The 16,640-nt window shown below is 63.4% G+C and carries 16 protein-coding genes; 15 read left to right on the top strand and 1 reads right to left on the bottom strand.

The window, feature by feature from the left end:
- Positions 1-5 precede the first annotated feature (5 nt).
- The 14 genes from ACYQML_RS18900 (at position 6) to ACYQML_RS18965 (ending at position 14,208) form a co-directional block, all read left to right on the top strand.
- Complete coding sequence (locus ACYQML_RS18900) at positions 6-443, top strand: C40 family peptidase (RefSeq protein WP_461233687.1); 438 nt, start codon at positions 6-8, stop codon at positions 441-443.
- On the top strand, positions 443-4,258 hold the full coding sequence (gene gpJ, locus ACYQML_RS18905) for a TipJ family phage tail tip protein (protein WP_461233688.1): 3,816 nt from the start codon (positions 443-445) through the stop codon (positions 4,256-4,258). The genes ACYQML_RS18900 and gpJ overlap by 1 nt, the downstream gene beginning before the upstream one ends.
- A 92-nt stretch (positions 4,259-4,350) precedes the next feature.
- Positions 4,351-6,357, top strand: coding sequence for a hypothetical protein (locus ACYQML_RS18910; RefSeq protein ID WP_461233689.1), 2,007 nt, complete (start codon positions 4,351-4,353; stop codon positions 6,355-6,357).
- Positions 6,358-6,360: 3 nt separating this feature from the next.
- Positions 6,361-7,953, top strand: a complete 1,593-nt coding sequence (locus ACYQML_RS18915) for an FAD-dependent oxidoreductase (RefSeq protein WP_461233690.1) — start codon at positions 6,361-6,363, stop codon at positions 7,951-7,953.
- Positions 7,950-8,522: a hypothetical protein gene (locus tag ACYQML_RS18920; RefSeq protein ID WP_461233691.1), complete on the top strand. Its 573-nt coding sequence runs from the start codon at positions 7,950-7,952 to the stop codon at positions 8,520-8,522. The genes ACYQML_RS18915 and ACYQML_RS18920 overlap by 4 nt, the downstream gene beginning before the upstream one ends.
- Before the next feature lie 14 nt (positions 8,523-8,536).
- The gene (locus tag ACYQML_RS18925) at positions 8,537-8,776 is read left to right on the top strand and encodes a hypothetical protein (RefSeq protein ID WP_461233692.1); all 240 of its coding nucleotides are present in this window, start codon (positions 8,537-8,539) and stop codon (positions 8,774-8,776) included.
- Complete coding sequence (locus ACYQML_RS18930; RefSeq protein ID WP_461233693.1) at positions 8,773-9,036, top strand: hypothetical protein; 264 nt, start codon at positions 8,773-8,775, stop codon at positions 9,034-9,036. Before ACYQML_RS18925 ends, ACYQML_RS18930 begins: the two co-directional genes overlap by 4 nt.
- Before the next feature lie 46 nt (positions 9,037-9,082).
- Positions 9,083-9,496: a hypothetical protein gene (locus tag ACYQML_RS18935; RefSeq protein WP_461233694.1), complete on the top strand. Its 414-nt coding sequence runs from the start codon at positions 9,083-9,085 to the stop codon at positions 9,494-9,496.
- A gap of 243 nt (positions 9,497-9,739) precedes the next feature.
- Positions 9,740-10,447, top strand: a complete 708-nt coding sequence (locus ACYQML_RS18940) for a lysozyme (protein WP_461233695.1) — start codon at positions 9,740-9,742, stop codon at positions 10,445-10,447.
- A gap of 37 nt (positions 10,448-10,484) precedes the next feature.
- A complete protein-coding gene (locus ACYQML_RS18945) occupies positions 10,485-10,994 on the top strand; it encodes a hypothetical protein (protein ID WP_461233696.1) in 510 nt (169 codons plus the stop codon).
- A gap of 53 nt (positions 10,995-11,047) precedes the next feature.
- The gene (locus ACYQML_RS18950; protein WP_461233697.1) at positions 11,048-11,476 is read left to right on the top strand and encodes a hypothetical protein; all 429 of its coding nucleotides are present in this window, start codon (positions 11,048-11,050) and stop codon (positions 11,474-11,476) included.
- A complete protein-coding gene (locus tag ACYQML_RS18955) occupies positions 11,466-11,909 on the top strand; it encodes a hypothetical protein (protein ID WP_461233698.1) in 444 nt (147 codons plus the stop codon). Before ACYQML_RS18950 ends, ACYQML_RS18955 begins: the two co-directional genes overlap by 11 nt.
- Before the next feature lie 197 nt (positions 11,910-12,106).
- Complete coding sequence (locus ACYQML_RS18960) at positions 12,107-13,372, top strand: calcium-binding protein (protein WP_461233699.1); 1,266 nt, start codon at positions 12,107-12,109, stop codon at positions 13,370-13,372.
- 545 nt (positions 13,373-13,917) lie between these two features.
- Positions 13,918-14,208 carry a hypothetical protein gene (locus tag ACYQML_RS18965; protein ID WP_461233700.1) on the top strand — a complete coding sequence of 97 codons (291 nt, stop codon included), beginning with the start codon at positions 13,918-13,920 and terminating at the stop codon, positions 14,206-14,208.
- Between the two features lie 559 nt (positions 14,209-14,767).
- Here the strand turns inward: ACYQML_RS18965 and ACYQML_RS18970 are convergent.
- The gene (locus tag ACYQML_RS18970; RefSeq protein WP_461233701.1) at positions 14,768-15,457 is read right to left on the bottom strand and encodes a sigma-70 family RNA polymerase sigma factor; all 690 of its coding nucleotides are present in this window, start codon (positions 15,455-15,457) and stop codon (positions 14,768-14,770) included.
- A gap of 318 nt (positions 15,458-15,775) precedes the next feature.
- Here ACYQML_RS18970 and ACYQML_RS18975 point away from each other — a divergent pair, with 318 nt between their 5' ends.
- Entirely contained in the window at positions 15,776-16,453 is a 678-nt protein-coding gene (locus tag ACYQML_RS18975; protein WP_461233702.1) for a response regulator transcription factor, read from the top strand.
- Positions 16,454-16,640: the final 187 nt, after the last annotated feature.

Below are 16,640 nucleotides of genomic sequence, written 5' to 3' on the forward strand. Positions count from 1 at the left end.
TCCTCATGCATTGGTCTGCCGACTATATCGGCCTGCCCTGGCAGGTCGGCGGTCTCACGCGCGATGGTATTGCGTGCTGGGGGCTCGCGCGCCTCGTCTATGCCGAGCAGCTCGGTATCGAGGTGCCGGACTATGCCGCATCAGTGTCGTCGCTGACGGAGCGCGCCGAGGTCGCCTCGATATTCGACGACGGCACGTCCGCCGCGGGCCCATGGGTCGAGGTGCCAGCGAGCGAGATCTCCGAATTCGACATCGTCACCTTCCAGCGGGCCGGTCTCACCTATCATGCCGGCGTCGTCGTCGAGCCCGGCCGGATGCTCCACATCAGCGGTAAGGCGGAGGACAGCTGCCTCGTCGACTACACGAACGGTCGCTGGGCCCCGCGCCTCGTCGGGGCGTACCGTCACAAGGCGCGGATCCTCGACACGGCCATGGCTGCCTGATGAACGCACCCGTCCGCGTTCTCGCACAGCCCCACCTGCTCGACGCCACCCGCGACCGGGTCGCGTTCACGGTCGCGCCCGGACAGACCATCGCCCAGATGGTCGCGGAGGCGATGCCGACAGGGCGCAGGCTGGGCGGCGCCTACTTCCGGGTCACTCTGAACGGCCATCCGATCGTTGAGGCGCTCTGGCATGCGGTGAAGCCGAAGCCAGGCACTCAGGTTCTGATCCGCGTCGTTCCGCAGGGCGACATCCTCAAGAACGTGCTGACCATCGCGCTGACGGTCGCAGCCATCGCCGCCGGTCAGTTCTACGGACCAATGCTGGCGGGCGAGTTGCTGTTCGGCGGCCTGGGCGGCATCGGCACCGGCTCGCTCGGCACGGCCCTGGCCGGCGTTATCACGGCGACGACGCTGCTCGCCGGCACGCTCCTCATCAACGCGCTGATCCCGGTCCGTAGCGACAAGAAGGATACGGCCACCTACGGCATCCAGGGCCTGCGCAACCAGGCGCAGCCCGACGGGGTGGTGCCGGCCCTTCTCGGCTTCCACCGTTCGACCCCGCCCTACGGGATGCTGCCCTACACGGAATCGGTCGGCGATGACCGCTACGTCATCGCGAACTTCATCCACGGCTACGGCCCGATCGCCACGCGTAACCATCGCATCGGTGAGACACCGATCGAGAAGTACCAGGAAGTCACGGCCGAGCACCGCGAGGGCCGGGTTGGCGACGCGCCGCTGACGCTAACACCGCGTCAGGTCGTCGAGCGCGCGCTGTCGATCGAGCTTCTCAACGGCGGCCCAGGCGCTGGCCCGCAAACCCGGTTCACGAAGGCCGACATCTCCTCGTTCTCGGTCGATATCGGCTTTCCGGGCGGGCTCGGCGGCATCGACAAGGACGGCAAGAAGGTCGGCGTCGAGGCGACGTTCACCCTGCGCTACCGCAAGGTCGGCACGGAGGCGTGGACCTCGCAGCCGATCTCGGTCTACGCCAAGCTGTCCGGCAAGGCGTTCACGCGCACGTTCCCCTACGACGTGCCCGAGCGCGGCCTGTACGAGGTCGAGATCACGCGCAACAGCGGCGACTTCGACCGCCCGGACCAGGATCTGTCGCGCAAGGAGATCCAGCGTACCGGCCGCTCGCAATGGTCGGCCCTGCGCTCGTTCCGACCCGAATACCCGCTGAACTTCGGCTCGCCGTTGGCGGTCACCGCCATCCGCATCCGTGCGACGGGTCAGCTGAACGGCACCCTCGACGAATACAATTGCGACGCCTTCTGCATCTGTCCGGATTGGGATGCGACCTCGAAGACCTGGATCGAGCGCGAGACGCAGAACCCGGCCTCGCTGTTCCGGCACGTCCTGACGGGACCAGCCGGGGCCTATCCACTCACGGTCGATGAGGTCGACGCGCTGGGCGACTGGCATGCCTACTGCGTCGCGAACGGCCTGACCTACAACCGGATCCACGATTACGAGGCGTCCGTCCTCGATGTGCTGTCCGATATCGCCGCCGCCGGCCGCGCCAGCCCGCACGACAAGGGCGACCGTTGGGGCGTCGTTATCGATCGCGCCCTCGACACCGTGGCCGCGCACATCACGCCGCGCAACAGCTGGGGCTTCAAGGGCGAGCGGTCCTACCTGACCTTCCCCGACGCCTTCCGCGTCAGCTTCCTCGACGAGACGAACAGCTACATCAAGGCCGACCGGATCGTGCCGTGGCCGGGCTTCGTCGGCCAGCCGAGGGTCATCGAGAAGCTCGAGCTGCCGGGCATCACCAACCCGGCTCAGGTCTGGAAGGAGACCCGGAAGCGCCAGTACGAGATCATGCTTCGGCTCGACACCTTCACGGTCACGCAGGACTTCGAGAGCTTGGTGCCGACCCGGGGCGACCGGGTCGAGCTCTCGCATGACGTTCTCGACCGCGACCAGATCGCCGCCCGCGTCATCCTGAAGCCCGAAAGCCTGTCGTCTATCATCGTCGACGAGATGCTGACCATGGAGGCGGGACAGGCATACGCGGCCCGGGTCCGCTACTCGGACGGCACCTCGAACGTGTTTCCGGTCCGGACAATGGCTGGCACGTCGAACGTCATCATCCTCGACGGGCCCGGCCGACTGCCGGCGATGGACGACCTCGTCATGTTCGGGAAGGCCACCCGGATCTCACAGGCATGCACCGTGAAGGGCATCCAGCCGCAGAAGGACTTCACCGCGGCGCTTACCCTGATCCCGCACGCCCCGGAGATTGAGACGTTGGTCGCCAACGATGTGCCGCCGGCCTGGAGTGGCCGCGCTGGCGCTCCGGTGGACCAGCCCGTCAGCATTCCCGTCGCGCCGATCATCGTCAGTGTGGATTCCGGAACGTCCGCCTCGGGGCTCGCGACGACCGAAAACCCCTATCCGGTGGTGGTCAACCTTCGCCCGAACCCGTCCGGCACGACGCCGCTCGCGACCTTCCAGGTGCTCAGCCGCAAGGTCGGCACTACTACATGGCTCACCAGTTCCGGGCTGGCCGGCGCCGGCAGCGTGCTTCTTGCCGGGTACGCGAAGGGCGACGTCATCGAGTATCAGGCCCGTGGCGTCTCCACGCGCGGCACAGCCGGCGATCTGACGGGCCTCGCCACTCACACCGTCGGCGCCACCGATGCGCCGTCTCCGGCCAACCTCGTCGTCGCAATCGAGCGCGCCACGGTGAACGGCGGTACCTCCGTCGCCTTCCTGCGGCTCACCTGCTCGGCGCCGACCCGAACCGACCTGTCCCTCGCTGGACGCTACCGCCCGGTCGGATCAACGGCTTGGACCCCGATCCCGCTCAACACGTCCAGCCGGACGTCCATCGCATCCGGCACGCTGGCCGACAGCACGGATTACGAGGTCCAGGGCGCGCTCTCGACGGATTCTGGGGCGGATATCAGCGCCTACGTGCCGGCCACCGGCTCGCCGATCCGCGCCGTCTCCGACCCCACCGCACCGAACGCGCCGAACTACACCTCCGCGACGCTCAGCGGAACGACGGTCACCCACGCGGTCAAGCAGTCCGGCGGCAATGCCCGTGGCGTCCAGCTTTTCCGCGCCACCGGCTTCGGCAAGGCGTTCGCAGACGCCGGCCTCAGCACCAGCAAGCCGGTCGACGCGAACCAGACCGACACCCTCACCGATACGATCTCGCTCGGCTACATCACCTGGTGGCTGACGGCGCAGAACGGGTCGGGCGTCTCGAGCGTGCCGAGCGCTTCGCAGTCGCTGCTCTACGTGACCCAGCCGGGCAACGTCACGCAGTTCCCGAATGATCTGACGAACGCCGTCTGGACGAAGACGGCCGCAACGGCAGCGCTCAACGGCGCTGGGCCAGATGGCGCCGCCGCCACGATGATCTCGGAGACGGCGACCACCGGCACGCACACGGTCGCCTACAAGGCCACAGGCCTCGCCTCTGGCGCCAAGCTCCGCGCTGTCTGGGGCCTGAAAGCCTCTGGCCGCTCGGCGGGTCGTATTGATCTCATCAACAGCGGTGGCACCGGCAACGGCGACTACGTCCGGACCACCTTCGATCTCACCGCTGGGACGATCAGCGTAGGAACTCCCAGCGGGACCACCTTCAGCGGCGCCACGGCAACCATCCAGAAGGTGTCGGCCGACTTCTGGCTGCTCGTCATCACCGCGAACACATCGGCCTCGGCCGGCACGTCGGGCGCCCTGGCCGTCGAGAACCGCCTCAACCTCGGCACGGGTGGCACGACCATCTCCTACGCCGGCGACACCACCAAGGGCCTTCTGGCCTGGGCCTGCTCCTTCGCCCCGGTGCCCTGAGCGCCTCGGCGCACCTGATCCGACCCCAACCCATCCGAGCAACCTGACGCCGCCTCGCTATCGCGAGCGATGGCGCGCGGGAGACCCTGTGCATGCCGATTACGACGGACCTGCCGGTCGGTGACCTCTTCGAGTTCATCGGCGATTTTCGGCTGAATGGAGACGGGCCTCCGACTACGGGTCGGATGGGCCTGGATCGCCTACAGGCGATCTTTCTCGGTTCGACGAGCCTCGTCGGCGCGCGAATCGCAAACATCGAAAACCGGCTCGCCACGGCCGAGAGTTTTACCAACCAGATCACGGGGCTCGCCAGCAAGGTCGCGGCGCTGGAGGCTCTGGCCGGTATCGGCAACGGCACCGACCTCGCAGCTGACGGAACGGCGGTTCGCTCGACGCGATACTGGCCGCGCCCGGGCGAAGCAATCCGCACGTGGACCGCCGTCGCAAACGCAACGGCTCAGGCGGCCACCCCGCTGACCGTTGGCGGGGCCTACAGCATCACCACCGATGGCCCTGGCAAGGGGCCGGCCCTGCGCATCACTGGCAACGCCTACGCGACCTCCATCGCCAAGACGCACCTGGACGATGGCGAGATCGTCGAGTTCACGTTCCGCATCGCCCGTCGGATCGACAACACCGGCGCCAACGCCGCGGCGAACAACATCCCGGTCCTGGAGTTCCGCAGCTACAAGCCCGACGGCAGCGACAACGGCACGGCGAGCCTTCCGGCTACGGCGCTTCTGGCCGCCGACGGGCTCCGCACCGTCACCTATCGCGCTTGCCTGACCCCTGGCGTCGGCTCGGTCGACCTGCCCGCCAACACCCGGTTCATCAGCCCGCTCTTCGGTGAGCGCGGCAACGGCGCCCTTGAGCTCACCTCCGCCGATCGCTCGACGCAAAGCCTCTCCAGCGCCCCGGAGATGCTCGACGCCATCGCGCCGGAAGACCGCCTCTTCATCTTCGACGACAGCGCGAAGCTCATCAAAAAGCTCGCCCCCCTCACCCTTGCACAATACGTGGAGGCTTACTTGGCACCACCCCCTGTCTATTGGTTCAAGGGGGCAAAGGTCGCCTCCAAGGCCGAGCAAACGCTGGTTGCCGCTCCGGGCGTCGGCGCGATTATTCAGAACCTTCGCGTCCAGAACACCTCAAAGACGGCATACATCGCCGTTGGCGTCGGCGGGGTCGCGGCCAGTCTCACCGATGGCGGCTCCTACGTCCTTGGGCCTGGAATGCCCCTGTTCCTGGACACTCTGCAACAGGGACGCGTCAGCTTCCTGTCGGATACCGAGGGGTCTCCGATCACCTGTACGTTCACGTCCACGGTCAACCTGGATCCGAACTCGGCCGACCGGGCCGCGAAGCATCTGGCGCGCTACGGCACGGCGATGACCGCTCCGCAGAGCACAGCCGTCGGCAACCTCTACAATGCGCTGTTCGACGCCGGTTGGCTCGACCTCTTCGCTGCGAGCAAGGGCGGGTTCCTCTGGGTCGGCTCGGCCCCCGGCAACTTCGATGGTCTCATCAACTGGACCGGAACGAACAATTTCGCGCGCATCCTGCAGGACCCCAACAACGTCTATCCGGACACGTCGTTCGCCGGCACGCTGTTCAACGGGCTCAACGCCATCGACAGCTTGGTCAAACCGACCGTTCCGACGCTGCCGGCCCACGGCATGTTCTCGTGGACCGATCCGACGCTGAAGAGCGCGGCCAAGGTGTCGATGGGCAACACGGTGCTGCGCCTGAACCCCGACCGGTCCAGCGGGGCGGATTCGGTCTATACCGGCGCCGGGTCGAGCATCATCAGCGGCATCCCTCGCTACGGCGGCCTGAAGGGCTATGTCCGACGGGACGTCGACAACTTCCGCTACTACAGCGGCGCCGACTACCGGCAGGACGTCGCCAAGACGGTGAACGAAGTCACCGGCGGTGCGCAGTCCATCGCAATCGGCGCGCTCAATACCTCATCCGGCCTTCAGTTCGGCGAAACCACTCCTATGCGGATGGCGGGCTTCTGCGTGGGCGTGCCGACCGACGATCAGGTTGCCAAGCTCTCGAACGCCTTCACGGCCTTTCACGCTGCGCTGGGGGCCTAAGCCATGGCGATCGTTGCAGACGTCGATGTGTTCGTCATGGGCTCGGGTGGTGCCGGGCTCGCGGTTGGCGCTCGCATGCGCAAGTTCGGCCTCTCCGTCGCCATGGGGGACGAGGCGCAATGGCCAGGCGGCCTGCTGACGGGCGGCCTCGGTCTGCCTGACTATGTCGGGGTCGGGGCCAGCACCGACACGTTGACCGGTGTCGGCCGGCAGTTCTTCATCGACTGCGAGACCGCCGCCATTGCGGACGGCGCCGTGGTTGGGTCGCCTGCGGACAGCACCACCACGCCTCCAACGCCGGAGGTTCGCGGGTATGGTCGGCAGTACGCCGACCTGCCGCGGCGCTACCTGCCGGAATGGGGCCGCTTCGCCCGAGACCGGATGCTCGCCGGCATCCAGACGTTCTGGGATATCGAGATCGTCGATTTCCAGATCGATCCGACCAACAAAATCGGTAGCGTCGTCACCTTCTCCGACGGCCGGCAGGTGCGGGCGAAGCAGTTCTGCTCCGCCTCCTACGAGGCCCAGCTCGGCCGTTCGGCGCGCGTGCCTTACACCGCCGGGCGCTCCGAGAACCGTGCGACCTACAACGAGGAACTGGCCGGCGCCTACAGCAACAATCGGAACATCCAGCCGGCGGCCCTGCTGAACCCCAAGGGCGACATCATCCGGGGCAACCAGGGCTACACCATCGTGGCGCCCGGTATCGGTGAACTCCGTAACATGGCGTTCAACTGGCGCTCGACGTTCTCGCAGCGGGCGGATCGTCTGCCTTTCCAGGCACCGACCCGGCCCGACGGCCTGCCTTTCCGTGAGGCCGACTTCGAGGATTGGATCGCGAAGCGCGGCAGCGTCTACACCAACATCGAGCAGATTTCTTCGGGTCAGTTCGTAGACCAGTACTGCATGACGACGAACGGCGGCTCTCAGTGGGGCTCGCCGATGGAGTATATCCGCTGCAAGACGAAGGCGCAGCGTCGACTGTTCTGGGCGTGGCACTACTACTACACCGCCGGCTGGTATTACCTCGCGCAGACTTCCAACCGCGTGAACCCGGCGCTCAAGGCGAACATGGCGCTCTGGGGCCTCCCGGCGAACCACAACGTCACCGAATGGTTCGGGCAGCGTGGATGGTCCTCGCACCTCTACGTCCGGACCAGCCACCGGATGATGTGCGCGGGAAAGATCACGTTCGAGAACATCGGGCGAGCCGCGCGCGGCCTCGTCCTCGAATCCATGGGGCAGGGCGGATACCACGCCGACAGCCACGCGAAATGCCATGCGACGCTGCCCGGCGGCGGCTACATGCAAGACGGCGACATGATCGACGACGTACAGGACGGTCGCTCGTACTGGGGTCTGCCGTTCGCCGCGATCAAGCCTCCGGCCGGCATCATCCGAAACATGCTCGAAATCGGGTGCCCGGCGGTCAGCGAGATCGTCATGTGCTCGCTGCGCATGGAGCCGACCTGGATGAGCATCGGCGAGGCCTCCGCAATCGCCTTCTACATCGCAATCCGCGATGGGATCCCGGTGACGGAAGTCCCTTATGCGAAGATTGCCGAGATCGCATCCAGCTTGGGATTGAAGATATGAGCTTCATCGGCGGAGGGTTCAGCACCGGCTCCGGTGGCGGCGGCGGACTGCCGAGCATCCCAGGCCGGGGCGTCGTGTTCCAGTTGGGCGGGACCAAGGACAACCCGCTCCTCATGGGCATGCCGATTCACGGCCGGGGCGGCATCACCATCGAGAACAATGATGGCGTTGATGGCCCGCTCACCATCTGGCAGCGGCCAGACGGCGTGCTCATGGCCGTGGAGGGCGTGGACTGCTCGACCACGAACGAGATCGAGCTCGGCATGGCGACGCAGGACGGCCAGGACACCTATGTCATTGACACGGTGCTGTTCTGGGGCGCGACGAAGCAGCCGAGCACGCTGCGCGCCAATCTCTACGGCGGCGACAGCACGAACCGCACGATCCTCGTGGACGCCTCGCAGAGCTTCGCGGGGCTCAACGCCGATGACGCGGTTCTCGAGGTTCCCGTGATTCAGAAGCGCGTCGCCCGGTATCCGCGCCTGCTCTGGAAACCCACCGTCACCGAGGCGATGCGGATCAACATCGTCGTGTTCCGGCGCCTGATCCGACAGGTCGAAGTGTTCTAGGAAAGGCGCAGTTCATGGCCCAGACCCGTCATCTCATCATAGACGTCACCCAGATCCCGCATGTGGTCGCCTACGAGATCACCTTCGATAATGACACGGCCTCGCCGGAGTACGAGACGATCCACTCGGACACGACCAGGCACGCCATCATCGCCTCGGACGAGGGCGAGGTCGGCTGGACGTGGAGTGAGGCGGACGGCCTGAAGCCACCGGTCGACGCGCCCGCACAAGCTGACCGGGGAGATGCATCATGAGCATCGATACGAGCAGCCTGACTCGGGTGACCGAGGACGAGATCAAGAGCCAGGATCTCCATCCCGAGTTCACCAATGCGAGCATCACGGACGCCGGCAAGCGGATGCATGTCGTGCTCCGGGATCGTCCCGTCTCATCGCGTGCCGACTACGGGCTCAACAGCGGCCGGTGGGGACTCGCCTCCGTGATCACCGTCGAGAACGAGGCGGGTGAAACCGTAGAGGTTCTCAAGGAAAGCGGGGCGTACACGCAGACGTAAGCCAAATGATGAATGTGCCGACTGCTAATTTATTGGTGATAATGACATGTCCGATATCGACATCAATTTGGAAGAAAGCTGCTACAACTGCTACGGCCAAGGCCATATCGGCTATACCGCCTGCGAAACCTGCGGTGGCCACGGCGAACTGCTGACCAGCTTCGGCTCGGCTGTGATGGAAATGGTTCGCCGCCGCCTCTCTCTCGCTGATGAACCCAACAAAGGCGAAGATGGCATTCGACGGCTGAAAGAGTCGAATGAGCGCTACGAGCGTGAGAAGGCTGAGCGTGATACGCCTGAGTACAAGGCGGAGATGGAGCGGAACAGCCATCTGCTCAGGGACCAGATGTATTCGAGAGATAGCCATACCTCAGGGGCGGCAGGAACTTTGTACGCTGTGCCCGGCTCTGGATCAGAAGTTCTGGCCGCCTCCTATTGGGGCAAGCCGTTCACGACCTGAACACGCACCCCAGTCGGACCCTAAGGCCGGCGGGAGGGAGCTACCGACGCGCAAGCTTCGCTAAAAGCCAGAGTATGAGCAGGCAAGACATCGCCGCAACCACGGCTGTGCCTCCTAGCAGAGCCGCCACCTCAGCCGCTCGTCCTTCATAGAGCATCGCTGGTCTCCGTTCCTGATCCGCGAACACTACCACACCCGAGCCGGCCGGTTGCCGCGCACTCCTCCCACATTGTGAGAACTGAAATGGGCGCGTCTGCCATTATGACGCCGCTTGGCCTTGCCGCGCTTAAATCGCGGGAAGGCGTGCGGCTGAAAGCCTACCTCGACAGCGTCGGAGTGCCGACGATCGGCTACGGCCACATCAAGGGTGTGAAGCTCGGACAGGTCATCACGCAGGCCCAGGCCGATGCCTTCTTCCTCGAGGATCTCGCCTCGCACGCGCTGCCGATCCTGTCGGCCATCAAAGCCCCGGTCGCGGACCACGAGCGGGACGCCCTGATCTCCATCGCCTTCAACATCGGCGTGGGTGGCTTCACCGGCTCGACCTTCCTCCGTCGCCTGAACGCGGGCGACCGCGCCGGCTGCGCCACGGCGATCATGTCGTGGACGAAGAACAAGGAGCTGATCTCCCGCCGGACGGCCGAGCGTGACCAGTTCCTCACGCCCTACACGAAGGCGGCACCGAAGGCCCGGAGCACCGACGCGAAGCCGGTCAGTGCGCCGCTCTCCACGCTGGTGCCGCTCGACGTGCCGCCGGTAGCGCCTGCCGTGCCCGCCCCCGTCGTGATCCCGCCGGCGGTGCCCGACCCCGGGCTGACACCGAAACCCCTGCCCGCGCCCGCCGTGGTCGCCCAGCCTTTTCCTCCGGTTCGCTATCCCGACAACCCGTCGCCCACCGCATGGTTGGGCCGGGCCATCTGGGCCTTCATCCAGCGCCTGCGCGGCGGCTGAAGCTCCCCTCCTAAGCTCCCCTCCTAAGGAAAATTCCATGACCCGCTTCTTCCTCGCGGCGCTGGCGTTCGCCTGTGCCGTCGCTGTTGCGTTCGCGCAGGGTGCTACGCCCTCACCGACCGTCCTCGTCATCCCGTGGGGCAACATGCTCGGCGAGTTCTCTAAGACGGCGCTGGAGGTGCTGGCGCCCGTGCTGATGGCGGCCATCACCTACGCAGCAGGCCGTCTGCCCTGGTGGGCCGCCATGTGGTTCACGACCCAACGTGTCGACCGCATGCTCAAGACCGGTGCCGATTACGCGATCAATGCCGTTGAAGGCGCTACCGCCGACAAAAGCCTGTCAGTCGATGTCGGCTACACCGTGTTGAAGGTCGCCCTGGAGCGCATCATGGGGTCGACCCCCAGCTGGCTGTTGAAGGAGGCGGGCGGCGCAAAGGGCATCTCCGAGCGCTTGTTCAGGGTCTTCAAGTTCGATGAGACCGTGACCGATGCCAACACCCTGTCGCCTTTGATCCGCGATCTGCCGACCCTGCCGTTCGCGAAGTGAGGGCATCTATCGGAGGCGCAGCCATGAACCCGCACACCCCAACCTCAATGCACATGACGCGCCCTCTGGAGTGGATGCTGTCCTGCATGCTCCTGGTCTGGGGTGCGAGCATGCTGCGACCCGAAGCCTACTTCGACATGCCGGTCTATCGGATCATGGGCGAGGTGATGACGGAGACCCGCTGGGGGATGCTCGCCGTCGTCGTAGCAATCCTCCGCGCCGTCGGGCTTGGCATCAACGGCTGGTGGCGGCGAACCCCCGTGATCCGGTTCATCGGTGCTTTGACGGGCGGCCTGTGCTGGCTCGCCATCGGCTTTCTCATGTTGGTCGGCGCATACGCCTTCAACACGCGGCTACCGGCGGGTTTCGGCTGGTACCCGGTCTGTTTCTGCTTCGAGGGCTGGTGTGTCCTCGCGACCGGCTACGATATGTTCAAGAACGGTTCCCTGTCCGCTGGAGCTGCGCCGCGCAATGTCACCTGAAGACGTCAAGCAGTGGGTCGATATCCTCAGCACGCTTCTGGCGGCAGGCGGCGGGGGCGGCATTCTTCTCGCAGTCATCGGCTACATGCGGGCCAAGGTGGAGAAGCCGCACATTGAGCGCCCAACCGTGGGCGGGAATGGCCTTGCTCAGATCGCCGGCATGGTCATGGGCCAGAACGACCTGAAAGATATCATCGATGGGCTGCGTGGTGTGTCAGCCTCGCACGACCGCTGCACCCTCATGCGCGAGACGGAAATGGCCTTCCGCAAGAAGGAAGCCGAGGAGCACCGGGAGCACGAGCGGCGACTTCTGGAGGAGCGGCGCCAGCACGAGCAGCGTCTTGCAGAGGATCGGCACCGAGAGCACCGGGAGATGGTCGAGGCGATCCAGAACCTCACCCGGAGCGCGAAGGATATACGTTGCGCTGGTTGACAAGCCTCACCTACGCCGACGCGCTACCGCGCCTCTCGGTCGTCCTGTGAGACACCGCCTTGCCCCCCTCGGGGAAAGCTGACGCGGCGTTTTTTTAATGCTGATTATGGTTTGTTTGCTAAATCGCTAGCTAAGTTCATGCAGGTTTCGTACGGACTCGATGAGTCTTACAAAAATCTTACCATGGAGCATCGGCAATGGCGTCAGTTTCTTTTACATACAACGGCGACTTTGATGAAAATAACATTGTACGTCTAGCGCAGAATGGCCTAATTTACCATAATAATCTAAATAATCCGCATGCTTTTGGACCGCAAGGAGGGGATAAATTTATCATTAATAGTACAGGAAATCTATCAGACGGTGGAACGTTTTTTACAGATGCCGATCGTTTCGACCAAGATCCGATATTAGGCGATCTTTACGAGCGCACCATAGTTGGGGGATCTTATTCAGTAAATATTGATTTATCTGATAATGTTGGTCTAGTTACTTTAGTTGGCAGCAACTTCGGTGACATCCTTCGTGCTGGCTCAGGTGACGACATCCTGAATGGTGGTGGCGGCAACGATGTGCTGGAAGGCGGCCTTGGCTTGAACTCGATTGACGGAGGGTTGGGGTTAAACACGCTTACTTACGAGAGCTATGTAAGTTTAGACAACCGCGGAATAATTGCCAATTTTGATGTGGGCATCGCTCAGTCTTTTGCGCGAGATTTGCAAGATTTGTTCTCGAACATCAATAACCTGATTGGAAGTTCATATGACGATGCAATTCTTGGTTCTAGCGGGAACAACATTCTGAATGGAGGAGCTGGCAGCGACGAGCTTTATGGCCGTGAGGGAAATGATACCCTTTACGGCGGCACGGGTGCCGACAGCCTTAGCGGTGACCTCGGCAATGATCGGCTCGTAATCGAGGAAACTCCGGGGTTCGTCTCAGGTGGCGGCGATAAGGATTTTCTGTTCGTTGCCGGAGGTGGGTCGGTCAGCCTGACCGAAAGTACCTTCAGGGAAATCGAGGCCGTCTACGTCCGCAACGACACGCGCCTTGATATGTCCGCCGTCGACACCGGAACAAGGATCGCGTCTCAATCCACTGCGGGTCATGGCGTAGAGATCATCGGCACGGCCGGCGCCGATCGCATCGTGGCCGGGAAGGGGGGTGATGTGATTGAGGGCGGGACCGGCGGCGACAGGCTCCTGGCCGGCTCGGGCGCCGACACCTTCCACTTCCAGACCGGTTTCGGTCGCGACAACGTCATCGGCTTCGATGTCGCGACCGATCACATCACGGTCGACATCGCGGGCGCCACCGGCGTGACGCTCAAGGAGTTCCACGGGGGCCAGGACACCATCGTCACGTTCGTAGGCGTCGAAGGCACCAACAAGATCATCCTGCACGACGTGACTATGGCCGAACTTCAAACGGGTCCGAGCGACCTGTTCACCTTCGGAGCCTAGCCCGGCACGCTTCGTGCGTGGCCATAGGGGAGCTTGTCCTCCCTGATGCTCGTCTGAACAACTGACCCCGCCCGGGGCGAAAGCTGGTGCGGGGTCTTTTCGTGAGTGATCCCTGTCGAAAGAAGCGGTTGTGCCGCATCGACTTGTTGGCCGTTCAAGCCCAGCCTCCCGATAGGTGGCCCGTACCCTCGGGATCATCGTTGATTAAACTCCACCCGCCCGGCTCGCGCCGCGGCGGGTTTTCTTGTTGCGAGACCGGTGACGCAAGTTACCGCGCCGTGCCGGCCTACGCCTGCAACCTCGTCAATCGTTACCCGCGACCGTTGACGCGGGACGAGACCGTGATCTGGTTCAGGGGAGAAGGGGCGCCGTTTTAAAGCGAGCAGAGGGCATTCCCTTCCACCTGGGCATGGGTGGTCTGCAAAATAGCAACAATCAAAAGGTTGCGTCCTCATAAAAATGCACTCAGTTTACTGCCCAGCTTCGTGCTGCAGCGCGGCGAGTCGCGGGATACGCGTGACATCTCCAGCGGAGAGGTAAACGTTATGGAGCAGAATATCGCGCGATTTGTGAAGCCACTTGCTCTGGCAACGATCTGTTTCGTTTCGCTTCTGTACCTAACAAAATCAGTTCCTATGGCTACGGTTATTTCGTTAGTCCCATTATTGCTTGGTTGGTTAGGTATGATGCAGTCGTTCGCGTATGGAGTCGCAGCGATTGTTTTTCTTGCCGCAGTCGCGTGGGCGGCGACTCCAGAAGATATTAAGAATATACTTAAAACGCACACCGACAGGGCGATCGCTGAAGTGAGCGCCGAAGTTAAAGCGAAACCGTAGAACCTAATACTGTTGCGGATTGGCCGCCTGAAATGACCCGATATTGTACGCCATTTCGAGAAACTCTGGGCACCTCACCCGCCCGGCTCTCGCTGCGGCGATCATTTCTTGCACTGCAGCACGCGCCTTGCATCTCTCCTTTCTGCCGAGTATTTTGGCGGCGCGCCCCAAAAGGGCTCACCGTCCTGCGTCAAACCAGGAGTTATCCAATGAGCGAACCAAGTGCGGCCGTTCGAGCCGAAAAGGCCGAAGCAAAGCGCCAGGCGCGTATTGCAGCCCGTCGGGAGACTAAGGTCGAAGCTCGAAAGGCTGATCGTAAGGCTCAACACGAATTGCTGAAATCGAGTGAGGGTGGTTCCGAGTAAGCCCGAAATCGTCGTTTAAGGATAATCTAACGGCCCATCAATAGCACGATAGGGCCTCGTTCAGCTTCGGCTGGGCGGGGCCTTTTCATTTCGGGCGGCCCATGCGAAGCGTGTCCTTACAGGGCGACTGGCCCTGGAAATCAACCTTGCCCGCCCGGCTCGCGCCGAGGCGGGTTTTTCGTTTATCCGGGCCATCAGGCTATGCTGCGATCGTCGTCTAAGCCAAGCACGTTCGCCAAGAACGTGCGCGCCCGGCTCACACGGCTCTTCATGGTACCGACCTGACAGCCGATGAGTTCGGCCGCCGCCTCGTAGGTCATGCCCTGCGCAGCGACGAGAATCAGGGCCTCCCGCTGGGATGGGGGTAGCTTGCCGAGATGCTGCCAGACACGCTTGAGGTCGCTGCTCGCCTCCTGCGACGCTGGCGCGACCACCTGCGCGGCCATGGCTCCATCCGCGTCCTCCACCTCCCGCTTCCGCTTGCGACACTCCGTGTAGAAGTGGTTTCGCAGGATGGTGCAGAGCCAGGCCATCAGATTGCTACCGGGCTCAAAGCGATGCTGGTTCTGCCAAGCCTTCAGCAGCGTCTCCTGCACGAGGTCGTCGGCAACGGATTGGTTGACGGCAAGTGATAATGCGAAGGCCCGAACGCCGGGAAGGGCGTCGAGCAGGTCAGTGCGGAAGGCCGCGGCAGCGGGCGGACGGCCCTGCAGTCGGGCGATCAGGTCGAGCAGCGCTGTCGGCGGAGTCTCAGCGAGGATCGCGCCATAGAAGGCCGCGAGTTCCGCCCCGAGATGTGCGCGAACGGTTTCCGGCATCACCCGGCCCGGGGCCCCCTCCACACCCAGCCCGCGGGCATCGCCCCCCTGGCGCGACGATTCCATTCGAGTGTCGCTTGCGACCAATATCCGCCTCCTAGTTTGCGGCCAACGACCAGGCGAGGCTGGGCGCCCAGATAAATGCAGCCAAGGCATAGCTTTTAACGCCCCAACGGATGGAGCGTTTATACTGACAAGATCTTGCAAATAAGTGCTCGCTTTAGGCTATATGCATCTTCAAGTGCCACATGACTTCTGCGAATATCAACCGCCTAATCGTCTGTTGATGAGCAAGCGGGATCACGCGCCACACGTCAAATTACGATTTCCCAATGTGGTTGGCTGACATGCTCCGCCCACCTCGGCCCGAAGGACCGAACCCGCATGAAGATATTAGCCGTGGAGGACGACGCCGTGACCCTCGCGTTGCTCGTGTCGAGCCTTTTGGACGCCGGGCATGAAGTTGAGCAGGCGGTGAGCGGACCTGCAGGGCTTCTGCTTGCCCGTGAAGCGGCCTACGACGTGGCGATCATCGACCGTATGCTGCCGGGCCTTGACGGTCTTGAACTTGTGCGGATGCTGCGCAGATCCGGCGTTCAGACACCTGTCTTGGTCCTCACAACGATGGGCGGCATCAGCGATAGGGTGGATGGCTTGGAAGCGGGAGGCGACGACTACCTCGTCAAGCCTTTCGCATTTGCCGAACTGCTCGCCCGCTTGCACGCGCTTGCGCGCCGCCCACCGCTTGGCCGCGTCGAGACGGTCCTTCGGGTCGCAGGTATCGAACTTGATCTAGTCGCGCGGCGCGTGCGCCGCGCTGAACAAAGCGTAGATTTACAGCCGCGAGAGTTCAGGCTGCTTGAATTCCTGATGCGCAATGCAGGACAGGTAGTGACCCGTCGGCAACTGCTGGAGAACGTCTGGGGCTTCCACTTCGAACCGAGAACGAACATTGTCGAGACACACATGAGCCGTCTGAGAGCCAAACTCAACAAGAACGCTGATGCAGACCCGATCGAGACGGTGCGCGGCGCAGGGTACATCCTGCATGCGGACGCCTAGTAACCTCTTGCGAAGCATAGGGCCGCGCTTCGCACTGCTGTACACTTCCGCGTTCATGGTCTCGGTCTGCATCATTGGGGCGATCACCGTCCTAACAGTTTCGACCGCACTGGAGCAGCAGGCGCAACGGGGTGTCGAAAACGAAGCTTCCGCCCTGTTGGACGAGTTCAAGGTAGGCGGGCGGCAT

This window comes from Methylobacterium sp. CM6244 (genome assembly GCF_054817885.1).